Origin of the sequence: Candidatus Poriferisodalis sp. (genome assembly GCF_965215815.1) — a bacterium.
Taxonomy (GTDB): Bacteria; Actinomycetota; Acidimicrobiia; order Acidimicrobiales; family Poriferisodalaceae; genus Poriferisodalis.
In genome coordinates this window covers 451,846-459,272 of the sequence record NZ_CBDCEO010000013.1, presented here as the reverse complement: position 1 = coordinate 459,272, position 7,427 = coordinate 451,846, and the positions used below count along the sequence as shown (strand labels likewise).

Below are 7,427 nucleotides of genomic sequence, written 5' to 3'. Positions count from 1 at the left end.
TTCGAGACTCTTCAGCGTCCGGCCTTCACGCTGCCGCGGCGTAGCGGCATGAATATATGAACTAAGTTCATTGATGATGCACAGGTCTTTTCATGTCCCGTCTTTTCATGTCCCTTGGAAGCGAATCGCCGCGGCGCTGTTTGTGGCGGTGTTCATTGCGGCAGTGCCGATGCACGCGCAGGCACAATCAGGAGAGGGGCAGGCGCTACGAGAAGTCGACGAGAACGTCGCAGTCATGGAGGCGCCTTCCTGCTGTCTCTACTCGTGGGGAACTACTTGGATGTTGCTCATCTGGGTTTCTGGAGGGGATGTCAGCTCTGACCGTGCGGAGGTCCGTTATATCCGGGAGGATGCAACGGACATGTCCGACGAGCAGTGGACGGTCGAGACAGCCGATACGGACTATTACCACTGGGTCGAGGGTCTGGAGCGCAATGTCAGGTACGTGTTCCAAGTTCGGTCCGGCAACGAGCAGGGGTTCGGTCCATGGAGCGAGTCGCTGACCGACCGCACCCGCACTCGCCCCGAACCGATCCACAACCCGACCGTGACGCGCGGCGACGGCAGCCTGAAAGTGAGGTGGCCGCAGTTCGCCGATGCCGATGACATTGACTACATCGGCTACTACGTCTACTGGATCGACGCCACAGCTCACAGCCAGTTCCTCATATCGCGCTGGAACCGCAGCGACCTCATCGCGAGCGTTGACCCCTGCAGCGACGATGACAGTTATGACAACTTGGAACACGTGATCGCCGGCCTGTCGAACAACGTTCGTTACAAGGTGGTCGTGCGGGCGCAGACCTCGTGGGGCGACATCAGCACACCGTTCCATCTCAACCAGGCATCGTCGGCCACGCCGGGCTCCAGCGGGGGCACGCTGACGGCGACTGTCCCGACGCCATGCCCGCCGGAGACTTCGGAGGGAGTCGTTACCCGATCTGACGTACTGCTTGGTCCGAGTTCCACGCTCAAGTCGGATGCGCTGGTTGAGGCGGTCGGCCCTCCGCCGGCTGGCGACCCTCCGCCGGCTGACGACGGTGGCGAGGACGACGGCGACGGGAACGACGCCGAAGAGGACGCTGGCGACGGGAACGACGCCACGGTTCTGACTGCCGAATTCGTCGAGTCGACCGTTCCGCAATCCCATGACGGCACGCGAAAGTTCACGGTGCGCGTCCAGTTCAGCGAGTCGATCGCTGTGAGCTACCGCACGCTGCGTGACGACTTGCTGGAAGTGACCAACGGCAGAGCCCTCAAGTTCAAGCGCGTCGACGGGCGAAGTGATCTCTGGGAGATTCGCGTCAAGCCGAGCGGCACCGATGACGTGACGTTGTTGCTCCCGGCAGCAACCGCGTGCGCGACGTCGAGTGACGGTCAAGCCCGCTCCCAGACCCAGGTGTGCACGGCCGCGGGCGCGCCGCTGTCGCATGATCTTGAGGTGGAGGTGCCATACCAGGCACCCGCGGCGTCCGAGTAATTGTCGGGTGCCACTGCATCGCTGAACCCGGTCTCGCAGCCCTTCGGCTTGTGATCCTGGAATCGCAGTACCCGAGGTCCGGACCTCTTCAGCCGATGGCGCCGGCGACGGCGAGCTCGACGATGCGGTCGTCGTCGTAGCCCAGGACGTTCCGCAGTCGTTCGTCAGCTGTCATGCCGTGTTCCTCGCCGTGCTTCGCAACGTTCGATGCAGGTGCTCACCCATCGGCCCGTAGCGGAGGAACCGCGGTGGCCGAGCACTACCGCGTCGCGAGGCATCGACCGGCTTGGCGCGCTTGCGAACAATTGTTGTCACACCCCTCAGTGATGATCGGTGGACAACGCGGAGCTTGTCCTCCGCTGTCGCGGAGGTGGTGTGTGCGAACATGCGAGCAAATGGTCTTGACATTGACAGATGCCCCGCTTGTCAGACCCGCTGACACGGGAATTGACGATGAACTCGCGCTCTGCGCTGCTGCTTGGGCCCTGACTCGCGGGGGTGACCTCGCAGAGGTGAGCTGCGCTGAATCCGAGCTCATTGAGGCTGCGGATCAATCGCTACGACCGAGCGATCTTGAAGACTTGGCGACTGTGATCCGGGCAGGAGAGGACCCGTTAGGCGCGTCTTTCGCCAGGCTCCGCTCGACAGCGCAGCGCCGCAAGCTAGGCGCCACGTACACGCCTGCGGCGCTGGTCGGGCCCATGTCGGAATGGTTGGCTCACTTCAAGCGGGCAGCTCGGGTAGTGGATCCCGGCGCTGGCTCTGCGAGATTCCTCTGTGCGGTCGGCCGGTACTTGCCTGACGCGCAACTCATGGCGGTCGAGATCGATCCGCTCGCAGCACTGACAGCCCGCGCAAATCTGACCGTGTTGGGTTTCGACGGGCGGTCGGTGGTGGACACCAGTGACTATCGCGCGCTGCGATTGCCATCAATTCCCAGCCCAACGGCATTTGTCGGCAACCCGCCCTACCTACGCCACCACGACATTGCGCCAGGGTGGAAATCCTGGTTGCGAGAGCGCTCTGCTGATCTAGGTCTGAAGGCGTCAGCGCTCGCGGGCTTGCATGTGCACTTCTTGCTGGCTACGGCGCATCTCGCCGAAACGGGCGACTTCGGCGTGTTCGTCACTTCGTCCGAGTGGCTCGATGTTGGCTATGGACAACTTGCGCGGGAGTTGTTCGCCGGGCCGTTGGGCGGTCTCTCAATTCACATTCTCGACGCGCGTACCCAAGCCTTCGCAGACGCCGCCACGACGGCGACCGTCATGGCGTTTGATGTCGGTGAGAGGCAGCAGCGGGTTCGGGTGCGCAAGATCAGGGATACGGAAGACTTGCGGGGCTTGGCCGGAGGCGAGAGCTTCAGCCCCGGAGAATTGCGTGCGCAGCGCCGCTGGTCCGCACTGTTGGAACCCCGCGTGTCCATTCCCAGTGGCTTTGTCGCGCTGGGCGATTTCTGCCGGGTGCACCGAGGGGCTGTCACCGGCGCAAATGCGACGTGGGTAACCAAGCAGGGCGACCCGCGGCTGCCCTCGTCGGTGCTCGTCCCCGCCGTGACGAAGGCCTCGGAACTCTTCGGTCTGGAGTCGGGCGTCCTAGCCGGCTGCGGGGATCTGAGAGCGGTGATTGATCTGCCCGAGGACTTGGACATCCTTGACGCTGACGCCAGGGCGCTCGTGGAGCGGTTCTTGAGAGCGGCCCGCCGTGCGGGTGCTGCCAGTGGCTACATCGCTCGACACCGGAAACCATGGTGGTCCGTCAAGCTGCGCAGCCCGGCTCCGCTCCTTGCCACCTACATGGCGCGGCGGCCGCCTGCCTTCGTGCGCAACCTTGCGGCTGCAAGAAACCTCAACACCGTGCACGGCATCTACCCGATGGAATCGCTGTCAGAAGAGGCGCTGTGCAGCTTGACGAGGGTGCTTCGTGATCGAGCAACCCTGTCAGGCGGCCGCACCTACGCAGGAGGCCTGACAAAGTTCGAGCCATCCGAGATGGAGCGAATTATGGTGCCGCCTCCGATCTGGCTGGAGTCGGGAGAAGCGTGGCCCTCGTAGATCCGCCTCGCTGGACCCATGAGGAACTCGAGCACGAGCGGCGCATCGCGATCTCCCTCTTCCGAGAGGAACGTCTGACCGAGCCCGTCGAGCGGTACATAGAGGCCTTCGACGACTACGTGGTGGGCATTGAGCGCTTGATGCAGGAAAGCGACGATCTCCGCTCGCTGCGAGACGTGGCCCAAGCGGTTCTCACTGACGGGGACTTGCTTGAAGCAGTCCGATACATCGCCGGGCCACCAGTCTCTGCCGATGATCTGATGGAACTAGCGGAGACGCACTTGACGGCGAGTCGCCTGCGTGATGACGAGGCTGCTGCGCATCGGGTCGTCGACACGGTTCTGAAAATGCTCGACAGTCGCCGCTTCTCATGGGTCATCGAGCAACGACATCCGACAGATGACGAACGATCAGCAGCCGCGATGGCCTCCGCCGCGCTCATGGCGAGCCAGCGAGTGCGCACGAACCGCGCCAATACGGCCAAGACGGACCAGGAAGCGCTCGTCCGCGAACATCTCGCTGCCTCGGGTCTGACCGAAGTGCCCACACGTGAGATATGGACAACATCGGATGCTCCTGGGCGTGGCAACTTCTGCGCTGAGAGTTCAGTCGTTGGTCGGAAGGCTGATGTCGTCGTCGGGTTGCACGATGGCAGAGTCATGCCAATCGAATGCAAAGTCTCAAACTCCTCGACCAATTCTGTGAAGCGTCTCAACAACGACGCGGCCGTCAAGGCCGATGTATGGATCGACAAGCTCGGCAGCCATGGTGTCGTTCCCGTGGCGGTCTTGTCTGGAGTCTTCAAGACCCTCAACCTTGAGCAAGCTCAAGACAGAGGCCTGACCATCTTCTGGGCCCACGATCTGACGCCGCTCACGGATTTTGTTGCGACCACTGAATCACCCCGGGATGAGTAGAGACTCGGGTTGTTGAGTCACGGCCGGGGTGGCTGTGCTGGGTTGACGGTAGGAGGCCCGTTCAATGTTCTCGACTCGCGTTCCGTCCGATGCAAACAACATCGTCACGCGTCCAGGGATCCAGTCGACTCGACCCGCCACGGGATTCAGGAGAAACTCTCGCCAGATTTCGCTGTGCTTCCGGCATCGGAAGGCGCACGCAACTGGAGCTATGGAGTATGCCTAGGTGAAGCCGTGGGATGGCTTACCTGGATGCGCAGGAGGCTCAGCCGATGGCGCCGGCGATGGCCAGCTCGACGATGCGGTCGTCGTCGTAGCCCAGGACGTTCCGCAGGACCAGGTCATTGTGCTCGCCCAGGCTGGGGCCCGAACGGGCCACGACGTGGGGTGACGCACTGAGCTGTAGTTTGGGGGCCTCGACGATCATGCGGTCGTGCACCGGGTGGGCAACGTCCATCCAGTGGCCTCGGTGGATGAGTTGCGGATCGGCGAAGCAGCCCAGACCGTTCTGGTTGGCATGCGCCGGAACACCGACCGCCTGCAGTGCAGCTTCGGCGTCAGCAGGGGTGCGTTGCGCAGCCCAGGCGGCGATGACGGCGTCGATCTCGGCGCTGCGCCCAAGGCGACCGGCTGCGTTGAGGCCGCCGAGGTCGGGCGGCACGGGTTGGCCGTCGGCCTCGAGCAGGCGGCACAGTGATTCCCACTGATGCTCGGTCTCGCACACCACGGCAATCCACGGGTCCGGCGGTTCGAGCGGGTTGTCAGGGTCTGCGTCACCGGGGTCGCACGGGTACATCGCATGGGGGCACATGAACGCATCGGCGTTGCCGGTCCGAGTTGCGGCGGCGCCGTTGACCGTGTGCTGGAGCACTTCTGTGGCCAGGAAGTGGACTGCAGCTTCGGCTTGTGCGAAGTCGAGGTGCTGACCGCGGCCTTCAGGATCGGCATCACGAGCATCGAGCGCGGCCATCAGCAGCGGAACCATGTACTGCGGCGTGACGTAGTCGGTGTAGGCCAGGAACGGTCCTGCGGGGGCACGGTCGGGCCACCCGGTCATCTCGTAGAAGCCAGTAATGGCGCCAGCCAGGTTGCCGAAGCCGGCGAACGTGGCAAGCGGTCCGGTTTGGCCCATCAGGCTGGTGCTCAGCAGAATGAGACTCGGGTTGCGCTTCGACAGCGCCTCCCACCCGATGCCCCAATCGTCCAGCGTGCCGGGCGTATAGGACTCCACGTAGATGTCCGCCCATTCGGTGAGATCGCAAAAGGCGTCGCGGCCTTCGGGGACATTCAGGTCCAGGGTCACGCCGAGCTTTCCCGCGTTGAGCGTTCCGTACTGGATCGACGCGTCAGGCCCCATGTCGCCGCGCAGCCCGCCGCCGCTGCCCCGAGCGGCATCGAAACGAGCCGGCCCTTCCACCTTGATGACGGTCGCGCCGAAATCGGCGAGCACCCGCGTGGTGAACGGCCCGGCGTACACCCAGCTGGTGTCGAGCACCTTGATGCCGTCGAGCGGCCGCGGTGCTGCGGGGTCGCGGTTCGCATCGCGCAGCGCCTGCGCGGCGTCCAGCAGTGCCGAATGAGGCGTCGTCTTCACCGCTTCGGTGTGGGCGCCAAGCTCGGGCGGTCCGCCGAGCGAGCGCAGGGGCGTGCGGCTGGGCTTGCACCACGCACCGGGGGTCACGACGGTGCCCCAGGCCGGATCGTCGACCGTGTCCCAGTAGCCACGCTCGTTGAAATGCTCGACTCCGGTCAGCTCCGCCGGGCTGTACACGGGTGCGAGCAGCAGTTCACGCTTCTGTGCCTCCGCGAACAGCTCGGCTCGTGTCCGTGAGCTGGTCAGGCGGGTGATAGCGGCCTTGATCAGCTCGAGCTGCGCCGGCGCGCTGTCGGGATCGGTGAACAGGCGCATGCCGAAGTCGACCCAATCGAGAGCAGCCAACTCGTCGTCACAGCAACCAGCCTGGTGCACCCAGTCCATCAACCGAGCAGTGAAGCGGCCGATCGTGTCGCCGAAGAGCAGCGTGATCGAGACGTAGCCGTCGGCTGTCGGGTACACGAACTGCAGATGAAAGTTGAGTATCAGGATGCCGCCCGAGGTCCGCCGCGCCGACGGGTACCCATTCGGCGCGTGGACATGTCCAGGAAACGCGATCTGCATCAGCGCCTGCTGCGCCGAGATGTCGACGTGCTGGCCATAGCCGCTGCGGTCACGTTGGCGCAGCGCGAGCGCCGTTCCGACAGCGGCATGCGATCCGGCGTGCAGCCAGCTCTGCGGCGCCGTGATGCGCAGCGGTGCCCGGTCGGTGTCGCCGGTGATGGCAGCGCTGCACGCCGATGCGGCAATGGTGAGATCTGACGCTGCCCATGCGGCCTTCGGGCCGGTGCTGCCGAAGGCGGTGACGGTGGTGTGCACGAGGCCTGGGTTGACGGCGCGCAGCTGGTCGTAGTCGAGACCGAGGCCTGGGTCGGGCGATTCGATCAGCGCGTCGGCGCCCGCGACCAGCTCCAGCAGCTCGTTGCGGTCGTTGATGACGCAGCTCTGCGCTCCGCGTCGCAGGTTCCACCAGCCCAGCGACGTGCCGTCGGGGCCTTGCTGGCGGTGGTCTCGTCCCCGGCCGTCGGGGCCTTCGACGAGGACGACGTCCGCGCCCAGCGAGCCGAGGATCGAGGTGCACATCGCGCCCCGGTGATCGGTGAGGTCCAGCACTCGATATGGCTTCAGCATCGCCGTGAAGCTAACGCCCGCTCAGGTCTGCGGCCGACCGATCGGGAAACAGAATTGAGGTGGGCTGACGCTGTCCGCCAATTCACCTCCCATTCGCTTGGCCGTCTATATCGACACTGAGGACAGCGGCCTTGAGCTCTATGGTGCCGGTTGTGAGCGCATGGCGTTACGAACCCGAGGCAAGCCCGAGGAATCCCGGAATCTCGTACCATGGTTTTCCCGAACACCCGGAGTTGTTCCCGAGCAGCGGCAAT

At 64.4% G+C, this 7,427-nt stretch carries 4 protein-coding genes; 3 read left to right on the top strand and 1 reads right to left on the bottom strand.

Features of this window, described 5'->3' with window-relative positions; all coding sequences use genetic code 11:
• Nucleotides 1–76: 76 nt before the first annotated feature.
• From ACOOHB_RS12005 to ACOOHB_RS11995, 3 genes are all read left to right on the top strand, one after another.
• Nucleotides 77–1,480 carry a hypothetical protein gene (locus ACOOHB_RS12005; RefSeq protein WP_420445077.1) on the top strand — a complete coding sequence of 468 codons (1,404 nt, stop codon included), beginning with the start codon at nucleotides 77–79 and terminating at the stop codon, nucleotides 1,478–1,480.
• 590 nt (nucleotides 1,481–2,070) lie between these two features.
• Entirely contained in the window at nucleotides 2,071–3,531 is a 1,461-nt protein-coding gene (locus tag ACOOHB_RS12000; RefSeq protein WP_420446904.1) for a class I SAM-dependent methyltransferase, read from the top strand.
• Nucleotides 3,519–4,448 (top strand): XamI family restriction endonuclease, encoded by a 930-nt coding sequence (locus ACOOHB_RS11995; protein WP_420445076.1) that lies wholly within the window; start codon nucleotides 3,519–3,521, stop codon nucleotides 4,446–4,448. Before ACOOHB_RS12000 ends, ACOOHB_RS11995 begins: the two co-directional genes overlap by 13 nt.
• Before the next feature lie 265 nt (nucleotides 4,449–4,713).
• Here ACOOHB_RS11995 and ACOOHB_RS11990 read toward each other — a convergent pair whose 3' ends face one another.
• Complete coding sequence (locus ACOOHB_RS11990; protein WP_420445075.1) at nucleotides 4,714–7,173, bottom strand: CoA transferase; 2,460 nt, start codon at nucleotides 7,171–7,173, stop codon at nucleotides 4,714–4,716.
• Nucleotides 7,174–7,427: the final 254 nt, after the last annotated feature.

Excerpts from the sequence above, each read along its gene's own strand:
- ACOOHB_RS11990 (WP_420445075.1), bottom strand. The coding sequence starts at position 7,173 with ATGCTGAAGCCATATCGAGTGCTGGACCTCACCGATCACCGGGGCGCG.
- ACOOHB_RS12005 (WP_420445077.1), top strand. The coding sequence starts at position 77 with ATGCACAGGTCTTTTCATGTCCCGTCTTTTCATGTCCCTTGGAAGCGA.